The 18,860-nt window shown below is 45.3% G+C and carries 15 protein-coding genes and 2 tRNA genes; 13 read left to right on the top strand and 4 right to left on the bottom strand.

Translation table 11 applies throughout. The features are described 5' to 3' along the window. Window positions 1–56 precede the first annotated feature (56 nt). Together AC0VYI_RS20555 and AC0VYI_RS20550 are read right to left on the bottom strand one after the other, a co-directional pair. A complete protein-coding gene (locus AC0VYI_RS20555) occupies window positions 57–1,115 on the bottom strand; it encodes an ATP-binding protein (protein WP_475445229.1) in 1,059 nt (352 codons plus the stop codon). Continuing rightward, window positions 1,112–1,837, bottom strand: coding sequence for a response regulator (locus AC0VYI_RS20550; RefSeq protein ID WP_475445227.1), 726 nt, complete (start codon window positions 1,835–1,837; stop codon window positions 1,112–1,114). The genes AC0VYI_RS20555 and AC0VYI_RS20550 overlap by 4 nt, the downstream gene beginning before the upstream one ends. Before the next feature lie 125 nt (window positions 1,838–1,962). On the opposite strand from AC0VYI_RS20550, the gene AC0VYI_RS20545 reads away from it, so the two are divergent. Further along, a complete protein-coding gene (locus AC0VYI_RS20545) occupies window positions 1,963–3,114 on the top strand; it encodes an efflux RND transporter periplasmic adaptor subunit (protein WP_475445225.1) in 1,152 nt (383 codons plus the stop codon). Between the two features lie 20 nt (window positions 3,115–3,134). Next, a complete protein-coding gene (locus AC0VYI_RS20540) occupies window positions 3,135–6,242 on the top strand; it encodes a multidrug efflux RND transporter permease subunit (protein WP_475445223.1) in 3,108 nt (1,035 codons plus the stop codon). A 122-nt stretch (window positions 6,243–6,364) separates the two neighbouring features. On the opposite strand, the gene AC0VYI_RS20535 is transcribed toward AC0VYI_RS20540, so the two are convergent. Continuing rightward, window positions 6,365–7,216 carry a hypothetical protein gene (locus tag AC0VYI_RS20535; RefSeq protein WP_199473735.1) on the bottom strand — a complete coding sequence of 284 codons (852 nt, stop codon included), beginning with the start codon at window positions 7,214–7,216 and terminating at the stop codon, window positions 6,365–6,367. A gap of 113 nt (window positions 7,217–7,329) precedes the next feature. Next, a complete protein-coding gene (yhbY, locus tag AC0VYI_RS20530) occupies window positions 7,330–7,632 on the bottom strand; it encodes a ribosome assembly RNA-binding protein YhbY (protein WP_199473742.1) in 303 nt (100 codons plus the stop codon). 99 nt (window positions 7,633–7,731) lie between these two features. Here yhbY and rlmE point away from each other — a divergent pair, with 99 nt between their 5' ends. From rlmE to infB, 11 genes are all read left to right on the top strand, one after another. Then, window positions 7,732–8,352 carry a 23S rRNA (uridine(2552)-2'-O)-methyltransferase RlmE gene (gene rlmE, locus AC0VYI_RS20525; protein WP_083200830.1) on the top strand — a complete coding sequence of 207 codons (621 nt, stop codon included), beginning with the start codon at window positions 7,732–7,734 and terminating at the stop codon, window positions 8,350–8,352. Window positions 8,353–8,410: 58 nt separating this feature from the next. Next, entirely contained in the window at window positions 8,411–10,414 is a 2,004-nt protein-coding gene (ftsH, locus tag AC0VYI_RS20520) for an ATP-dependent zinc metalloprotease FtsH (protein ID WP_199473751.1), read from the top strand. Window positions 10,415–10,441: 27 nt separating this feature from the next. After that, window positions 10,442–11,275, top strand: coding sequence for a dihydropteroate synthase (folP, locus tag AC0VYI_RS20515; protein WP_475445219.1), 834 nt, complete (start codon window positions 10,442–10,444; stop codon window positions 11,273–11,275). Beyond that, entirely contained in the window at window positions 11,275–12,609 is a 1,335-nt protein-coding gene (glmM, locus tag AC0VYI_RS20510; protein WP_475445217.1) for a phosphoglucosamine mutase, read from the top strand. The genes folP and glmM overlap by 1 nt, the downstream gene beginning before the upstream one ends. 98 nt (window positions 12,610–12,707) lie before the next feature. Further along, the gene (gene tpiA / locus AC0VYI_RS20505) at window positions 12,708–13,457 is read left to right on the top strand and encodes a triose-phosphate isomerase (RefSeq protein ID WP_475445216.1); all 750 of its coding nucleotides are present in this window, start codon (window positions 12,708–12,710) and stop codon (window positions 13,455–13,457) included. A gap of 3 nt (window positions 13,458–13,460) precedes the next feature. Continuing rightward, complete coding sequence (gene secG / locus AC0VYI_RS20500; protein WP_475445214.1) at window positions 13,461–13,826, top strand: preprotein translocase subunit SecG; 366 nt, start codon at window positions 13,461–13,463, stop codon at window positions 13,824–13,826. A 22-nt stretch (window positions 13,827–13,848) separates the two neighbouring features. Further along, a tRNA-Leu gene (locus AC0VYI_RS20495) sits at window positions 13,849–13,934 on the top strand. Window positions 13,935–13,979: 45 nt separating this feature from the next. Beyond that, window positions 13,980–14,056 (top strand) — tRNA-Met (locus tag AC0VYI_RS20490). A gap of 202 nt (window positions 14,057–14,258) precedes the next feature. After that, on the top strand, window positions 14,259–14,720 hold the full coding sequence (gene rimP, locus AC0VYI_RS20485) for a ribosome maturation factor RimP (protein ID WP_199473761.1): 462 nt from the start codon (window positions 14,259–14,261) through the stop codon (window positions 14,718–14,720). Between the two features lie 27 nt (window positions 14,721–14,747). After that, window positions 14,748–16,238, top strand: a complete 1,491-nt coding sequence (nusA, locus tag AC0VYI_RS20480) for a transcription termination factor NusA (RefSeq protein WP_199473763.1) — start codon at window positions 14,748–14,750, stop codon at window positions 16,236–16,238. Window positions 16,239–16,265: 27 nt separating this feature from the next. Further along, window positions 16,266–18,851 carry a translation initiation factor IF-2 gene (gene infB / locus AC0VYI_RS20475; RefSeq protein WP_199473765.1) on the top strand — a complete coding sequence of 862 codons (2,586 nt, stop codon included), beginning with the start codon at window positions 16,266–16,268 and terminating at the stop codon, window positions 18,849–18,851. The last annotated feature ends 9 nt before the right edge of the window (window positions 18,852–18,860 follow it).

Genomic DNA, 18,860 nt, shown 5'->3' with positions numbered 1-18,860 from the left:
TAAGGACGATTATTAAGAACCTCTTGTGCTACTGAGTACAAGAGGTTTTTTATTCTCTAAATTATGCTTTTGTATGGCCAACGCATTTCAAAACGAGTGCCACTTTGTTCGGTTGCATGACAGCTGGCGTCGCCACCATGTGCTCTTGCTATTGCAGCAACTACAGCTAACCCTAAACCGCTGCCTGTTGTTTCGCTTTCCTGTGAGCGTTTAAAGGCGGTAAATACATAGGGTACCAGCGTATCTGGAATGCCGGGACCTTCATCTTCGATACTTAGGATAATGGTGTCCTGTTGGATATATGTTTGAATGCTAATGGTGCCCGGTATGGCATGTTTGATAGCGTTGGTAAGTAAAGCAATGAGCGCTTGACGAATTCTAATCGGGTCACAGAAAGCGTTAGTGACAGTCAAGTCGAGTTTTACCTGCTGCTGTGCCTTAGCTAGGGCGTCTTTCATGAACTCAACCACCGCGGTGATTTCAGTACTGAGGTTAACGTTCTGTGTTCTTAGATTGAGATGCCCGCTTTCTTCTAGACTAACGACACGTAAATCTTCAACTAGGTTTTTTAAACCATCAACTTGCATAAGTAAGCTGCGAAATTGGTGGTTATCTGGCGTAAAGACGCCATCTAAAAGTCCTTGTAAGCGGCCATATAAAATAGTGATGGGAGTCCGTAATTCATGGGCAATGGCAGCGTTCCAGAATTTTTGTTCATCGGTCATTTGCTCTAGTTTTTCAGCAAGCAAATTAAAATCACGGACTAGCTGATTGGTTTCGTTTTTCGTATTACTAAATGGCGTGGCTCTGGCGGATAAATCCCCGGCAGCAAGTTGGCGAATACCTTTGGTGACGGATTCGAGAGGAGATAATATTTGACGGGCCAAGTGAACGGCAACAGCGATAGCGATTGACAGAGTTATGATAATGGTAACAGCTACCCAGATGAGCTCAGGGCCTTCTGGCAGAAAGCTGTCTTCAAAGACGTAATTGGGCCAAAAGGTATCCATTAGATAATAAAAAAGATAGGAAGTGAAAAAGACGAGTAAGATCGCCAGCAAGGTAATGGCGATCATTGAGGCAATTATTTTGCCACTTAGTCCGACGATTCTCATTTTCGATCCCAAAAACGGTAGCCAATACCTCTTACACCAACAAGGATGTCGTGTACTCCAGCCTGTTCCAGCTTTTTTCGTAGTTTGCTGATATGACTGTCCACCGTGCGTTCGAGTGTATCGCCTTCGGGCAAACAGTTTTCCAATAGTTCGGCTCGACTGTAAGCGCGTTTTGGGGCGCGAGCCATGAGAGCTAACAGCTTAAATTCGGTCAGTGTTAATGTGATTTCTAGGGAACCTGTTCCCTGATCGACCAAGACAGCGTGGTTTTCTATGTCAATCTGAAGTGCTCCTAGCTGCAATGCATTTTGTGTTTGAGGCTCACTTGTTGCCATGGTTCGGCGTAATACCGCTTGTGTTCGTGCCACGACTTCAGCTGGGTTGAAGGGTTTAACAACATAATCGTCAGCGCCGATACGCAGTCCCATGAGTTTGTCCATGTCCTGATCCATGGCAGTGAGCATGATGACGGGGGTATCACCTCGATGGCGAATTTCAGTCAGAACGCGCCAGCCGTCCAGCTTTGGCATTTGTACATCCAGTAGCACGATATTGGGCTGATGTGTCGAGTGAAGTTCGAGAGCTTGAAGGCCATTGGCGGCATGCAAGGTATGCATGCCAGACTTTTCTAAATAGGCCGTCAGAATTTCTGTAATCTCAAGATCGTCTTCGGCAATCAATATGGTTACTTTGGGGGCGGTCAAGATTGCTGAATCTGTCATCACATTACCCATGAAAAAGTATCTATCTCCATCAAACCTACACACATTCTCGGCCATAGCTCCATTCAGTAAAAGTAAAATTTAGATTATTCCATGTTTACGCCCGAGAAGGTAAAGGATTTTCGATGAAGTTTTGCTTTAGACGTACTCGTTATGGCGTGATTGTCTTGTGTGCTCTCATTCTTTGTGCATGTGATCAATCTCAATCAGATCAACGAGTTGTATTACCAGTCCCTTTAGTATCAATAATCTCCTTGGTGCCTCAACCATTAACGGTGACCGAGACCTTGCCCGGTCGAGTAGCGCCGGTTCGTATTGCTGAAATTCGGGCTCAGATCACGGGCATTGTACAAAAGAAGCTTTTTGAACAAGGCAGCCAAGTGAAAGCGGGTCAGCCGTTATATCAAATCAATCCAGCGCCGTTTTTAGCTGAGGTCAATATGGCCGCAGCGATTCTCAAGCGAGCGGAAGTGGCTTTGGCTTATACCCAAGCGCAAGTGGTGCGGTTGAGCTCATTGCTCAAATCCAACTCCATTAGCCGTCAACAATACGACGATGAAGTGTTCAAACGAGATCAAGCATTGGCGGATGTCGAACAAGCGCGAGCAACACTGGCGCGCCGCAAGCTTGACCTCACGTTTGCCACAGTGGAAGCGCCTATTTCGGGGCGTATTGATCAGACATTGGTGTCGGAAGGGGCTTTGGTTAGCAGTACAGATGCCAGTCCAATGGCACGAATTCAACAGATTGATCATGTTTATTTAGATTTACGCAGGCCTGCGTCTTCTCTTGGGTTATTGCAGAAAGCCTTGGAGAGTCAAGGGACAGAAACTGGTCTAACAGTATCTGTTTTACAGCCTGACGCTGAGCCTTACGGAAAGGGCCATATCATGTTTTCCGGTATCAGCGTTGATTCAGGGACGGGTGATGTGTTGTTGCGGGTGCTGGTAAGCAACCCTAATAAGCGGCTTCTACCAGGCATGTTTGTACAAGCTAAAGTGGAGCTGGGTCACTACGATCAAGCTTTAATGTTGCCCCAACAGGCGATAGTTCACTTTGAAGGACAATTTCGAGTATGGGTTATCGACGAAAATCAACAAGCTCATCTAATCAAAGTCGAACTTGGGGAGTTGGTTGATCGGTATTATCGCTTGAAGTCAGGAGTGAGAGCTGGGCAGAAAATTGTCGTTGAAGGGATGGATCGGCTTACTGAAGGCATAACGGTTCGTGAACAGCAATGGGTGTTAAATCAGTCCGTCTCTGATCTCGACCACTAAATTTATAGGGAATTCACTTTATGGCTCAGTTTTTTATTCATCGACCTGTGTTTGCTTGGGTTATTGCCTTATTTATTATTTTAGGTGGTGTGTTGGCTATTCCACAATTGCCGATCGCCCGTTATCCGTCGATTGCTCCGCCATCGGTTAGTATTACTGCGAACTATCCGGGGGCAAGTCCACAAACAATGAACGATGCTGTGCTGAGTTTGATTGAGCGTGAACTGTCTGGTGTGAAAAATGTGTTGTACTTCGAGTCTTCGGCAGATGGTTCAGGTTCTGCTTCTATTACAGTGACATTTAAACCCGGCACTAACCCAAGCTTGGCCCAGGTTGATGTGCAAAACAAGATTAAAGCTGTTGAAGCGCGTTTGCCACAAGCTGTTCGTCAAAATGGTTTGAGTGTCGAGTCTGCCACATCTAGCTTCCTTATGATCGTAGGTCTTAAGTCTGATGATGGGCGTTTTACAGAGACTGAGCTAAGCGACTATATGGCACGCAATCTGTTGGAAGAGTTTCGTCGTATAGATGGTGTGGGTAATGTGCAATTGTTTGGCTCTGAGCAGGCCATGCGAATCTGGGTGGATCCAAGTAAGTTAACGTCTTTTGGTTTGACTATGACGGATCTAACGACAGCGATTGTTCAGCAGAATGTACAAATTGCGCCTGGTAGTATTGGGGCCTCCCCTACTAGCAGTGGACAGCGAGTAACTGTGCCGTTAACTGTTCAGGGGCAATTAAGTTCGCCAGAAGCGTTTGCCAATATTGTCGTGAGAGCTCGCACTGATGGATCAAAAATCTTGTTAAGTGATGTTGCTAGGGTGGAACTTGGCGCCCAATCTTATGGCTTTAGTAATCGTGAAAATGGCAAAGTGGCTACGTCTGCAGCCATTCAATTAGCGCCAGGGGCGAATGCTGTCAGCACAGCTAATAAAGTAATGGCTCGTATGCAAGAGTTGGGGCATACCATGCCAGCGGGTATGAGCTATTCCATTCCCTTTAATACGGCACCGTTTGTTAAAGTGTCTATTGAAAAAGTCATCCATACCCTGGTTGAAGCGATGGTGTTGGTATTCTTGGTGATGTTTTTGTTTTTGCAGAGCATCCGCAGTACCTTAATTCCTGCAATTGTGGCGCCGATCGCTTTGTTGGGAACCTTGGTCATTATGCTGCTGACAGGTTTTTCGATCAACGTATTGACCATGTTCGGAATGGTGTTAGCCATCGGTATTATTGTCGACGACGCTATTGTGGTGGTGGAGAACGTCGAGCGGATTATGCACGAAGAAGGTCTCAGTCCCAAGGAAGCGACCATTCAAGCGATGCGGGAGATAACCAGTGCTGTCATTAGTATTACTTTAGTGTTGGCTGCGGTGTTTATCCCAATGGCCTTTGCCAGTGGGTCGGTTGGTGTCATCTATCAGCAGTTTACTCTATCGATGGCAGTGTCTATTTTGTTCTCTGCTTTTTTGGCTTTGACGTTGACACCAGCCTTGTGTGCCTCCTTGTTGAAACCGCAGCTCCAGCAGCCACTTGAGAAAGTAGGGTTTTTCGGTTGGTTCAATCGAAAGTTCGATGGTATGACGAAAGGGTATGTTTCTAGAGTCATTAAGTTGGTAACTCGAACAGGGCGAATGATGATACTTTTTGTCATTATTACTGGCATATTGCTTGTAACGTTGCGAATGTTGCCGACGTCATTTTTACCAGAAGAAGATCAAGGTTATTTTATGACGACGATTCAATTGCCAGCAAATGCGACCACGGAGCGAACATTGGATGTGGTGAAAGTGTTTGAAAAGTATATCGCCTCGCGTCCTGATGTGGCATCTAATCTATCTATCATGGGGTTTGGTTTTTCCGGTTCAGGTGCGAACGCTGCCATGGCGTTTACTGTGTTAAAAGACTGGAAGCAACGAAGTGGGACGACTTTACAGGAAGAGGTCTCCTTAGCGCAGCAGGCCATGGCGAATATTGCAGAGGGAACTGTCATGAGCTCAATGCCACCAACAATTGATGAGTTGGACACCAGTTCGGGCTTCTCAATGCGTCTACAGGACCGTTCTAATCGAGGGTATGAGGTATTGAAAGCTGCGCAGGATAAGCTACTAGCCTTAGCGGCGAAAAGTCGCATTGTGACAGGGGTTTATCCTGATGGTTTACCCGCCGGAGCTAGTGTTCGGTTGAATATTGACCGTCTGAAAGCTGAAGCAATGGGAGTTCCTTTTAATCGCATTAGTGAAACACTTTCCTCGGCGATAGGGTCAACGTATGTGGGGGATTTTCCTAATGCCGGACGTATGCAGCAGGTGATTCTTCAAGCGGATGTGTCGGCAAGAATGCAAATCGAGGATGTGCTTAAGTTATATGTGCGTAACGTTAATGGTGGTATGGTGCCTTTATCTGAAGTAGTGACACCCGTTTGGTCAGAAACCCCTTTGCAGTTGACGCGTTATCAAGGTTTTCCTGCGGTACGTATTTCAGGAACAGCTGCAGCTGGTTTTTCTAGTGGTGCCGCAATGCAAGAGATGGAGCATTTAGTGGATCAATTGCCAGCAGGCTTTGCTGTTGCCTGGAGTGGTCAGTCACTTCAAGAACGTCAGTCCTCTTCCCAGGCACCGTTATTGATGGTTTTATCAATGCTCGTAGTATTTCTGGTATTGGCTGCTTTATATGAAAGCTGGTCGATTCCATTTTCTGTTATCTTGGTTGTGCCTCTTGGTTTATTAGGGGCTGTTGTTGCCGTTCTGCTTCGTGATATGCCAAATGATGTGTTTTTTAAGGTGGGTATGATCACCGTCATTGGTCTTTCCGCTAAAAACGCAATCTTAATCGTGGAGTTTGCTAAGCAATTGCATGAACAAGAAAAAAGTTTGATCGAATCTGCTGCCACTGCTGCCCGTATTAGATTGCGTCCTATTCTGATGACATCATTGGCTTTTGGTTTGGGGGTTGTGCCTCTTGTTGTGGCTTCAGGCGCCAGTGCTGAAACTCAGCGCGCTATTGGGACGGGAGTGCTCGGAGGCATTATCAGTGCGACCGTATTGGCTATCTTTTTTGTACCGGTGTTTTTTGTCTTTGTGGTGGGGGTTCAGGAGCGCATAACTCGGTGGTGGGCTTCTCGCTGAAAAGTGTCTAGTTCGATTTAATGGTCGATATGGCTTTTGGAAAAATAACGATCAATAAGTCTTTTGGACGATAATCGGTGAAAAGGTTGTTTTTATTATCGGACTTGCTCTGTATTGAAGGGCTAGGCTTTTATGGATAGGTTTTTCTCCTTAAGTCGTTGCTCTTCTTGATTGCCCACCTTGCCGATGATCGGCTGATAGTGCCCAACGAACAGTAGGCCGATCTTAGCATCTGCTAGCAGGGCGGGTTGAAGGATGTTTCCCTTAGCACGCCATAGTCTTAGCCCCAGCAAATTTTTAGCAACTTCTTCTGGGATGCTTTTCAAGTGATCATTGGCTGCTACGTTATATGGATAGAGGGGGGCTAATTGATCTTCTTCACCATCTTGGTCGAGGAAAACATGATAGTGCGTTATTTGTTGAGCAAGAAACTCGGGTAAATAGGGGGTCTTTAATATGGCTAGCGTGTTTTCTTTGGGTAGAGACGAAAAAAGGGTTGGTACGTCTGGCGATCCTCTATGTGCAGACAGTAATACCGTCATCTCGACAGGGTTGCCATAATGGGGTTTAACAGGTATACGGAACGTTAGCTGCTTTGTTTGCGGACGTTTTTGTATGGCAGGCTCTTGATAGCTGCTGTTGGTATTTTCTTTTATGGCGATACTGGGGGGGACCTGCAAATACAATTGCCAATCTTTATTATCAAGATTGAGCTCTTCGGGGGATAAAACGGTCAGGTGTGTGTCGAAAATGTGATTGATTATGTGTTCAATCAGGTTGGCAAAAATGCTTGAAGAAGCGCTTAGGGGAAATTTTTGGCGGCTATCGAGATGAATTTCTTTCACTTCGTTGGCGGCACTGCTTAAGTCGACAGAGTCCTTAGAAGAGCGGTTATAACGTAACTTCTCTTTGTTGATGACGTTTGTTTTGTTGGGCAGTGTTCCAGAGCGGCTTAACGCGTCAATAAATAGCATTGATAAACACCTATCTTAATAAGGTCCAGTTATAGGAGGATATCGGCTTTTTTATTGAAGAGTTTAGGGATAGTTTGTTTTTTAACCAAAACAGACTATCCCTTGACAGTATTTTAACGGTGTAAGTTAGAAAGCTTAACGTTGGTTTCTAGTGCGGCCCGGTAGAAGAGTGCTACTTTGCCGATTGTTTGAACGACTTCTGCTTTCATGATTTTCGCGATTTCAGCAATGACAGCGTTTCTCGCTTCTCGATCAACTATGCTAATGCGGACTTTGATTAGCTCGTGATCTTCCAAGGCGCGGTCAATTTCTGTTAATACCGGTTCTGTTAAACCGTTACCTGCTATCATGACAACAGGATTAAGGGAATGGCCAATTAGGCGATATTGCTTTTTTTGTGCGTTTGACAGACTCATAATAAAAATTTCTCATCTTAGTTAACCCTCTTTATTGGAGGCTTTAGAGGTTAAGCGATATTATAGCGGAATATTGACTGATTTAGGTATGATGAAACAGTGGCAAGATCAAAAAGTAGTGACCGTTGGATGAAGGAACATTTTGATGATGCGTATGTCAAAAAATCACATCAGGATGGTTATCGTTCCAGAGCCAGTTATAAACTCATTGAACTGAATGACAAAGACAAGCTTTTTCGTCCAGCAATGAGGGTGGTAGATTTAGGGGCTGCTCCAGGAGGCTGGTCTCAAGTTGCCGCCAAACTAATTGGTGACCAAGGAACCATCGTTGCATCGGATATTTTGGAAATGGCACCGTTACCTGGTGTGGACTTTGTACAAGGAGACTTTACGGAACAAGAAGTCTATGAAGCGATTCTGGAGGCGATTGGCAATAAAAAAGCAGATCTTGTAATTTCAGATATGGCCCCCAATATGAGTGGTAATAACGCTGTGGATCAGCCTCAGGCAATGTATCTTGTAGAGCTTGCTTTGGATATGGCGGCTCAGGTGTTGCGCCCTGGAGGAAATTTTCTTGTGAAGGTGTTCCAGGGTGAAGGGTTCGATGACTACCTAAAAGCAATGCGAGCGCAGTTTGCAACAGTTGTAACACGAAAACCGGATGCCTCGCGCGCTCGTAGCCGCGAAGTTTATTTATTAGGAAGACAATACAAAGGTTAATAATGGTGTTCTAGTGTTATACTTAGAATACTCACTCTAACCGTTAAGAGGTGTGCTCTTGAACGATATGCTAAAAAATATTTTGTTGTGGTTGGTGATAGCCGCTGTGCTACTAACTGTCTTTAACAACTTTGACTCCTCATCCGATACAAACAGGATTTCGTATTCTGAGTTTGTTAAGGAAGTAAATGATGGGCAAATAGCGAAAGTGGTGATTAGTGGTTATACCATTAATGGTACACGCAGCAACGGTGAATCGTTTGAAACCGTGCGACCTGCCGCTCAAGATCCAAAAATGATGGACGACCTATTAAGTAATAAAGTGGTTGTGGAAGGTAAAATGCCAGAAAGACAAAGTATTTGGACGCAACTCTTAGTTGCGAGTTTCCCGATACTGCTTATTTTGGCCATTTTTATGTTCTTCATGCGACAAATGCAAGGAGGTGGCGGTGGCAAGGGCGGCCCGATGTCTTTTGGCAAGTCTAAAGCACGCCTTCTGCCGGAAGATCAAATCAAAACAACCTTTGCCGATGTAGCAGGTTGTGATGAAGCGAAAGAAGACACAGAAGAGTTGGTTGACTTTTTGCGTGAGCCAAGCAAATTTCAGCGCTTAGGTGGTAAAATTCCGCGTGGTATTTTGATGTGTGGGCCACCAGGAACGGGTAAAACTTTGCTGGCTAAAGCCATTGCAGGTGAAGCAAAAGTACCTTTCTTCACCATTTCAGGTTCTGACTTCGTCGAAATGTTCGTCGGTGTGGGGGCTTCTCGTGTTCGTGATATGTTCGAACAGGCGAAAAAACATGCACCTTGTATTATCTTTATCGATGAGATCGATGCTGTTGGTCGTAACCGTGGCTCTGGCATGGGTGGCGGTAATGATGAACGTGAGCAAACTTTGAACCAGCTATTGGTTGAGATGGATGGTTTTGAAGGTAACGAAGGCATTATCGTGATTGCGGCGACAAACCGTCCAGATGTATTAGACCCTGCTTTGCTTCGTCCTGGTCGTTTTGACCGACAAGTGCAAGTGGGCTTACCTGATATTCGTGGCCGTGAGCAGATTCTTAAGGTGCATTTGCGTAAAGTACCTTGTGACGACGATGTAGAACCAAAAAACATCGCTCGTGGTACACCAGGTTTTTCAGGTGCGGACTTGGCAAACCTTGTTAACGAAGCGGCTTTATTTGCCGCACGCTCAAACCGTCGCTTGGTTAACATGGAGCAGTTGGAATTAGCGAAAGATAAAATTCTCATGGGCGCTGAGCGTAAAACCATGGTGATGAAAGAAGAAGATAAGCTCAATACTGCTTATCATGAGGCGGGTCATACGATCATTGGCTATTTGATGCCTGAACATGATCCAGTCTATAAAGTCTCGATTATTCCTCGTGGACGAGCGCTTGGGGTGACGATGTATTTGCCTGAAGAAGATAAATACAGTGTCAGCAAGCGAGGTCTTGAGAGCCAAGTATGTAGTTTGTACGGTGGCAGGATTGCAGAAGAAATGATCCACGGCTTTGATGGGGTTTCGACTGGTGCGTCTAACGATATTGAACGTGCGACGAGCATTGCTCGTAACATGGTAACAAAGTGGGGCTTGTCAGAGAAATTGGGGCCTTTTGCTTATGAGGAAGATGATAATAGCGGGAGCTATATCTCTGGTCCGACGGGCAGTAAGGCAAACTATTTCTCGCCTGAGACAGGTAAAATCATTGATGCAGAAGTACAGGATATCATTAATCGCTGTTACGAGAAGGCAACTCAGATTTTAACTGAAAATCGCAGTAAGCTGGATGTGATGGCGGAAGCCTTGATGCAATATGAGACCATCGATGCTAAGCAGATCAAAGAAATCATGGATGGTAAAAAACCCTCTCCGCCAGAAGGTTGGTCTGATACGCATGGTGACTCATCAAATGGCAAAGGTGAAACAAAAGAAGCCGTTGCTGATGCGGACCCTGAGGCAAAGTCTTCTTCCGAGGAAGAAGAAAAACGTGATGATTTTGGTACGACTCCAAATCAAGCAAGTGAAACGGCCCCTAAAACATCAGGCGAGTCTTAACTTGCCTGCTTTGATCTCGGATAATTAATGTCTGTTATGAACTTTGGAGGCAGGTCTCTCGACCTGTCTCTTCCTCATGTTATGGGGATTCTCAATGTCACTCCCGATTCCTTTTCGGATGGCGGATCCTATACCTCTCTAGATCGTGCCCTTAAACAAGCTGAAAAAATGGTTCTCGAAGGTGCCAGCTTTATTGATGTTGGGGGGGAATCAACTCGTCCCGGAGCGGCGGTTGTTTCTATACAAGAGGAAATGGATCGTGTTTTGCCTGTTGTTGAGGCTATACAGCAGCGTTTTGATGTCATTATATCGGTCGATACCAGTTCACCAGAGGTGATTTCCGGTGCAACGCGTCTCGGTATGGGGTTGATTAATGATGTTCGTGCGTTAGAGCGTCCGGGGGCGATGCAAGCGGCCGCAGAGTCTGGGGTGCCAGTTTGTTTAATGCACATGAAAGGCAACCCTGAAACAATGCAGCAAAGTGTGCAATACGACTCTGTGGTCGGCGAAGTTGAGGCTTATTTGCTGGCAAGAGTAGCAGCGTGTGAAAGGGCAGGTATTGGTCGTGAGAAGTTGATGCTGGACCCTGGAATTGGGTTTGGTAAATCATTAGAGCATAATTTGACTTTACTGAATCAGACAGCTGGGTTTAGGCGATTGGGCTTTCCTGTATTGATCGGTGTATCCCGTAAAACCATGATCGGTGACATATTAAATGTTCCTGTTGGTGAGCGTCTTTTTGCTACGATGGGGGCTAATGCATCGGCTTTTGCTAAAGGGGCTCGTATTTTTAGGGTGCATGATGTTAAGCCCCATGTCGATATGCTGGAATTAATGTACAGAATTGAAAAGGAAGGGTAATGCGTAAATATTTCGGTACGGATGGTATTCGTGGTCGAGTAGGAAAATCGCCGATCACGCCTGAGTTTATGTTGAAGCTTGGTTGGGCGGCAGGTCAGGTTTTTAAAGAAAAAGACAAAAAAATTCTGATTGGTAAGGATACAAGGATTTCCGGTTATATGTTTGAGTCGGCGCTGGAAGCTGGGATTGTGGCGGCGGGGGCTGATGTCCGTCTTGTGGGGCCGATGCCAACCCCTGCTATTGCTTATCTTACACGTACTTTTCGTGCCAGTGCTGGGATTGTGATTAGCGCTTCTCACAATCCTTATACCGATAATGGTATTAAATTCTTTTCGGCTGAAGGTGGGAAAGTCTCGGACGAAATTGAGGAGCGCATAGAATATTACCTAGATCGCCCCATGGAAGTGGTGGAGTCGAACCTAATAGGCCGCGCCAAGCGTATCGATGATGCGGCAGGTCGATATATAGAATACTGTAAAGGGACCTTTCCAATTGGGTTGCAGTTAACCGGGCTAAAAATCGTTGTCGATTGTGCCGATGGGGCGACTTACCATGTTGCACCACGAGTGTTTTCTGAGCTTGGCGCAGATGTGGTAGCGATTGGCATCGAGCCTGACGGTTTGAATATTAATGAGACTAGTGGTGCGACGAAGCCTGAATTGCTACAAAAAACCGTATTGGAAGAGCAGGCTGATATTGGTATTGCTCTGGATGGTGATGGTGACCGTTTGATTCTGGTGGATCGTCATGGTGTCGTTCGTGATGGCGATGATGTGCTGTATGTCATTGCTCATCACTTAATGAAAACAGGGCGATTCAGTGGTGGTGTAGTCGGTACCTTGATGAGTAACTTTGGTCTGGAGTTGGCGTTTTCTGAAAGTGGTATTGGTTTTAGCCGAGCTGCGGTAGGGGATCGTTATGTCAATGAGAGATTGGTTCAGCATGGTTGGTCTTTAGGGGGGGAACCCTCCGGTCATATAGTATGTCGTTCTATTACGACCACTGGAGATGGTATTATTGCTGCGCTTCAGGTTTTGCAAGCAATGATCGAAGAAAATAAGACGCTCGATGAGCTACTTAAAGGCTTTGTTAAATTTCCTCAAAAATTGCGAAATATCCGTGTTGAAGAGCGTTTTGTGCCAACAGAAATACCAGCCTTGCAGAAAGCCATAGCAACGGCGAATGAACGTTTAAATGGGCTTGGACGTGTTCTGCTGCGTGCGTCCGGAACGGAACCTTTAATTCGCGTTATGGTGGAAGGTCGTGATGACGAGACAGTAGACGAGTTAATTGAGTATCTTTCGGCAGAAGTTCAGGCGGCTATTCCAAAATAGAGACGAATTGTTGGTTTTTTCCTTCAATTGGTGAAATAAATACTTGAAACAATGGCGCCCATTCCATAAAATGGGCGCCTCGAATTTAGGGGTTAGATATGACTCGTCAAAAGATCGTAGCTGGTAACTGGAAAATGAATGGCTCTTTGGGGTCGATTAATGCTCTTGTTGATGGCTTGCTTAAGGCTGATCAGTCTGATTCTGAAGTAGTAATCGCACCTTCATTCCCTTATTTGTCTTTGGTTTCTCAATCAATAGCTGATAGTAATATTGTGTTGGCTGCTCAAAATGTGAGTGATCAAGAGAAAGGGGCTTTTACCGGCGAAGTTTCAGTGTCCATGCTGAAAGATTTTTCTGTTAAGTATGTGTTGGTGGGGCATTCTGAAAGACGTTCACTGTATGCCGAGTCAGATGATTTTGTCGCATCTAAGGTGAAGGTGTTATTGGATGCTGAGTTGACTCCTATGTTGTGCATTGGAGAGACGCTAGAACAGCGCGAGGCAGGTCAAACATTGTCTGTTTGTGAGCAACAATTACAAGCAGTGTTGGATCTAGTGGGTGTAGAAGCTTTTGCTAAAATAGTTATTGCTTATGAACCTGTTTGGGCTATTGGTACTGGTTTATCTGCTAGTGCTGAGCAAGCACAAGAAGTGCATCAGGCCATTAGAGCATTTTTAGCTAAGTCTTCTGAAACTGTTGCCAAGAAAGTGCAGATTCTATATGGCGGCAGTGTGAAAGCGTCCACGAGCGCGAAATTATTTGCAATGCCCGATGTAGATGGTGCATTGGTTGGTGGTGCATCACTTGATGCAGATGAATTTATAGCAATCGTTAAAGCGGCAGGTTAATTAATGGAAGCACTGATTTTAGTATTGCATATATTGGCGGCGGTTGTCATTATCACGTTGGTATTATTGCAACAAGGTAAAGGTGCGGATGCAGGTGCCTCTTTCGGTGGCGGTGCTTCTCAGACGGTGTTTGGTGGTCAAGGTAGTGGCAGTTTTTTTGGTAAAATGACGGCACTATTTGCACTGATCTTCTTTGTGACAAGTTTTAGTTTGGCATACCTCGCTAGTCAACAGGCAAAAAATATATCTGGTGCGGCAGATTTAGTACCAGCGGCATCTCATGTGAGTGATTCTGTTGATATGCCGAAACTCGGTGAAAGTAAGAAGAAAGCACCAGAAAGTAAATCTGATATCCCTTCTACAAACTAGCGCATATTTGTAGATAAGTTTAGCCGATGTGGTGAAATTGGTAGACACGCCATCTTGAGGGGGTGGTAGCCTACGGCTGTGCCGGTTCGAGTCCGGCCATCGGCACCAATATTGAGTTGATGTTATGTTTCCTGTATAATGTCGTTACTTTGTCGCGGAGTGGAGCAGTCTGGTAGCTCGTCGGGCTCATAACCCGAAGGTCGTTGGTTCGAATCCGGCCTCCGCAACCAATATTTACTCAGTATTGAGTTGTAATAATCACCATTCTTTGAATGGTTGCTCTCTTCATCACAACGGATGATCAAGTAGAGCAATAAGGACCCCTATATGGGGTTTTTTGTTATCTGCACTGTTACTGTTTGTAAATAGAAATGGGCCTTGAGCCCGTTTTTTGTTTCTGCGTTTTGCAAATTATCGTTTCGGAGAAAGCGTTTGTCAGCTAAATATACGATTTTAGAAGAACTGATTCGACCTGTCGTGGAAGGTTTAGGATTCCAATTTTGGGGAATGGAATATTTATCACAGGGTAAAGACTCTGTGTTACGTATTTTTATTGATACTGAACTGGAAAAAGGCATCGATGTCGAAGACTGTGCTCAAGTCAGCCGACAAGTTAGCTCTATTCTAGACGTTGAAGATCCTATCACTGGTGAATATAACCTTGAGGTCTCGTCACCTGGTTTGGATCGTCCCTTGTTTGAATTGACTCAATACCAAGCTTATGTCGGTGCTGTGATTGCTTTGCGTTTACGGGTGCCATTTGATGGTCGTCGTAAGTTTAAAGGGCTATTAGTGGCTATCGAAGACGATGACGTCGTTATCCGTGTTGACCAGGAAGAATACCTGCTGCCTTTCGATTTGATTGATAAGGCAAATGTTGTTCCACAATTTTAATTTAACCTTGATAGAGAGGCTAAAAGGATGAGCAAAGAAATTCTTTTGGTAGTAGAAGCCGTTTCCAACGAGAAAGATGTTCCGAAACAAGTTATTTTCGAAGCCGTTGAAATTGCTTTAGCAAGTGCTGCCAAGCGTCGTTTTGAAGACGATGCATTGATTCGTGTGTCTATTGATCAAAGAACTGGGGATTACAAAACGTATCGTCAGTGGCATATCGTAGAGGATCAAGACTATTCTGCTCCAGCATCTGAGTTAACGGTAGATGATGTGGAAGAGCAAAACTTGAATGTTGCCTTAGGTGATATCTACGAAGAAGAGGTGGAGTCCGAAGAGTTTGGTCGTATTGCTGCTCAAACGGCAAAACAAGTCATTGTGCAAAAAGTGCGCGAAGCAGAGCGTGCTAAAATGGTTGCACGCTATAGTGAAAAAGTGGGCAAGTTGGTTCATGGTCAAGTTAAAAAAGTGACACGTGATAGTTTAATTATTGATTTGGGTGAAAACGCAGAAGCGACATTACCAAAAGATCAGTTAATTGCACGTGAAACGTTTCGTATGAATGATCGTGTTCGTGCCTTATTAATGGAAATTCGTGAAGATAATCGTGGTTCACAACTTATCTTATCTCGTAACTCTCCCGATTTCATGATTGAACTTTTCCGTTTGGAAGTGCCTGAAATTGCTGAAGAAGTGATTGATATTCGAGGGGCTTCTCGAGATCCAGGTTTACGAGCAAAAATTGCCGTGAAAACCAATGACCGTCGTATTGATCCGATTGGTGCTTGTGTTGGTATGCGCGGTGCTCGTGTACAAGCGGTTTCCAATGAAATGAATGGCGAGCGTGTGGATATTGTTCTTTGGGACGATAATCCTGCTCAATTAGTTATCAATGCTATGGCGCCTGCCGAAGTGGACTCTATTGTCATTGATGAAGATGCGCATTCTATGGATGTTGCAGTGAAAAGCGACAATTTAGCGCAAGCTATTGGTCGTAATGGTCAAAATGTTCGTCTTGCGTCAGCATTAACCGGTTGGGCATTGAATGTGATGACCAGTGAAGATGCCGAAGCAAAACAACAAGAAGAATCACAGAAATTGATCGACTTGTTTGTGAATGGGCTCGACATTGATGATGATTTGGCTATCCAAATGGTCGAAGAGGGATTTACGTCGCTAGAAGAGGTGGCTTATGTCCCGATGGAAGAAATGTTAGACATCGACGGATTTGATGAAGATTTAGTAAACGAACTACGTTCTCGCGCCAAAGAGGCCTTGTTAAACCAAGCGCTTCAAGCGGAAGAGCAATTAGATGGTGCCAAGCCAGCTTCTGACTTGTTAGAAATGGAAGGTATGGATAATCATTTGGCGTTGGTGTTGGCTTCTAAAGGTGTCACGACGATGGAAGATCTTGCCGAGCAATCCGTCGATGAATTGCTTGATATAGAAGGAATGACAGAAGAGCGTGCAGGTAAACTGATTCTGACTGCTCGCGCACCTTGGTTTGCTGAATCTGAATAAAATCTGAGTACATGAAGGGGGAACTTAATGACAGTTCAAACCGTAAAGATACTATCCGAATTGGTGAATACGCCAGTCGAGAAGCTACTGGCTCAGATGAAAGACGCCGGTCTTCCTCATAAGAGTGAAAACCAAGAAGTCTCTGACGTTGAAAAGCAAACATTGTTAAACTTTCTTAAGCGTCAGCATGGCGAGGCAGGAAGTGGTTCAGAGCGTATTACCTTACAGCGTAAGAAAACCAGTACCTTGTCACGTAGTGATGGTGGTAAAGTAGTCAATGTAGCTGTAAAGAAAAAACGCACTTATGTGAAGCGTACTGATACTGACGAAGAACTTCAGAAACAACAGGAGTTTCTTCAACGTCAGGCAGAGGAACAAGCACGCCTGGCGGCAGAAGAGCAAGCTCGCATCGAGGCTGAGCGTCAACTTGAAGCAGAAAAGGCGGCAAAAGCTCAGGCTGAAGCCGAAGAAAAGGCTCGCAAGGAAGCCGCTGAAGCAGCAGCAAAAGAAGCTGCTGAGAGAGAAGCGGTTGCAAAAAGTGAGCAAAATGATACGGAGCAGAATGTCTCCGGTATAGGAGCGGCAGAACCCGTGGAAGCACCAAAACAGCCTAAGACGGCGAAAAAAACGTCTCAAGCGGCAGCAATGGACAGTAAAAAACCAAATGCTGCGCCAAAAAGTAAAAAAAGTGCCAATCGTCAAGATAGCGAAAAACCTCGCGGCCGTCACCCTGAGAACAAACGTTCTCGAGTGAACATTAACGGTGACGAAGAGTTCAGTCGTCGTGGTAAGTTAGGTCGTAAAGGTAAGAAACCGGTACAAAAGCAAGAGCATGGTTTCCAAAAGCCAACTGCACCGATCATTCATGAAGTGGCGTTGCCAGAAAGTATTACGGTTGCTGAATTGGCGGAAAAAATGTCAATCAAAGCCGCCGAAGTGATCAAGGTTTTGTTCAAAATGGGCGCCATGGCGACCATTAACCAAACGATTGATCGTGATACAGCAACACTTGTTGTTGAAGAAATGGGTCACACCGTTAAGTATATCGACGAAAACGCTGTTGAAAATGACATGATTGACGCGATCGATTACGACGGTGAAGCCATTAAACGTGCTCCTGTTGTTACCGTCATGGGTCACGTTGACCACGGTAAAACGTCTTTGCTTGATTATATCCGTACGACCCGAGTCGCAGCTGGTGAATCCGGTGGTATTACACAGCACATTGGGGCATACCATGTTGAAACACCGCATGGCATGGTCAGCTTCTTAGACACACCCGGACACGCAGCGTTTACTTCTATGCGTGCTCGTGGAGCACAAGCAACGGATATTGTGATTCTAGTGTGTGCTGCGGACGATGGCGTTATGCCACAAACTATTGAAGCCATTCAACATGCTCGTGCTGCTGAAGTGCCTATCGTAGTTGCTATCACGAAAGTGGACAAAGAAAATGCGGACATTGATCGTGTTAAGAACGAGTTAGTTGCTCAAGAAGTGGTGCCTGAAGAGTGGGGCGGCGATGTTCAATTTGTTGGCGTTTCGGCAAAATCAGGCGAAGGTATTGAAGAACTTCTTGAAGCGGTTCTCTTGCAAGCAGAAGTGCTTGAGTTAACAGCGGTACCAAGCGCGCCAGCGAAAGGTGTGGTGGTTGAAGCCCGTTTGGATCGTGGTCGTGGTTCAGTGGCAACCTTGCTTGTGCAAAATGGTACCTTGCGTAAAGGGGATATCGTTCTTGCAGGTCTGCAAATGGGGCGTGTTCGCGCATTGCTTGATGAGCGTGGTACGGCAATTGAGTCTGCGGGTCCGTCCATTCCTGTTGAGATTTTAGGGCTAGATGGCACGCCAGAAGCGGGTGAAGAATTCATTGTCGTGGCGGATGAACGCAAAGCGCGTGAAGTAGCAAACTTCCGTCAAGGCAAATACCGTGAAATTCGTTTCGCTCGTCAGCATTCGGCTAAATTAGAGAACTTGTTCTCTGAGATGGGCAAAGACGAAGTGCGTACTTTGAACGTGGTGCTTAAAGCGGATGTTCGTGGTTCTCTTGAGGCTTTGATTAAATCGTTGACAGACTTAAACACTGACGAAGTGAAAGTGAACGTGGTTTCCAGTGGGGTCGGTGGTATCACTGAAACGGATGCAACCTTAGCGCTTGCTTCTGATGCGGTTATTTTTGGTTTCAACGTGCGTGCTGATAGTTCCGCTAAGCAGTTTATTGAACGTGAAAGTATCGATTTACGTTACTACAGTGTGATCTACAATATCATCGACGATGTGAAATCTGCCTTGTCTGGTATGTTGTCTCCTGATCTTCGTGAAGACATCAAAGGTACTGCTGAAGTACGTGATATCTTCCGTTCGCCTAAGTTTGGTTTGATTGCCGGTTGTATGGTGATCGAAGGTACGGTTTACCGTAGTAAACAAATCCGCGTATTGCGTGATGATGTTGTGATTTATGAAGGTGAACTTGAGTCTCTACGTCGCTTTAAAGATGCGGTTAACGAAGTTAGCAAAGGCATGGAATGTGGTATCGGTGTGAAAAACTACACGGATGTCAAAGTAGGCGATAAAATCGAGGTTTTCGAAACCGTCGAAGTTGCTCGTACACTTTAATAGGACAAG

The sequence above is a fragment of the Marinomonas sp. 63XJN7_9_ISO-PGPR-S23-217 genome, from assembly GCF_056173515.1.
This window is presented reverse-complemented; position numbering and strand designations above follow the sequence as displayed.